The organism is Novosphingobium sp. FG90, from assembly GCF_057808725.1.
This window is the reverse complement of record NZ_JBMDIO010000125.1, coordinates 1-524: the sequence shown is the minus strand read 5'-3', so window position 1 is coordinate 524 and position 524 is coordinate 1. Positions and strand designations below refer to the sequence as shown.

General features: G+C 61.6%; 1 protein-coding gene. It reads left to right on the top strand.

What is annotated here, in order from left to right:
- Positions 1-524 (top strand): EAL domain-containing protein (locus ACODRZ_RS26845; protein ID WP_488973199.1); only part of this gene is annotated, 524 nt, incomplete at both ends.

Sequence of the window (524 nt, the reverse complement as noted above, 5' to 3'; positions counted from 1 at the left end):
CTGGGTCAGCGGGCGATGGGAGATTCCCGGCGCGCTCATGCAGGCGCATGGACTCGAGGCCGGGCAATCTGGCGCCTGCAACATTGGCTTTAGTGGGGCTTGGCCTGACGATCGGAGCGATTGGTCAGATCGCTATCGTAGCGATGTAAGTCTGGTCTCCGGGCTGCTGTCCGGCATCATCTCTGGCTCTGCCGACGATACGGGGCGGCAGGAACTCATGCTCGCCTGGCAGCCTGTATGTGACGCGGCCGGGCCGGAGCTTGTCCTCTATCGTGAGGCGCTGGTTCGCCTGCTCGACGATGACGGAAAGGCTCACCCGCCAGGCGACGTCTTCCTGGCTCTCGAACGGCTCGGTTTCGCACGGGTCGTTGATCATTATGTCGTTTCGCGGGTCATTGATGAACTGGAGCAGACTCCGGATGTCATTCTTGCCGTCAATATCTCGGCGCAATCCGTTCGCCACGATGCATGGTGGGATGAGATAAAATCACGCCTTGTCGCGAGGCCCGATGTGGCGCGCCGGC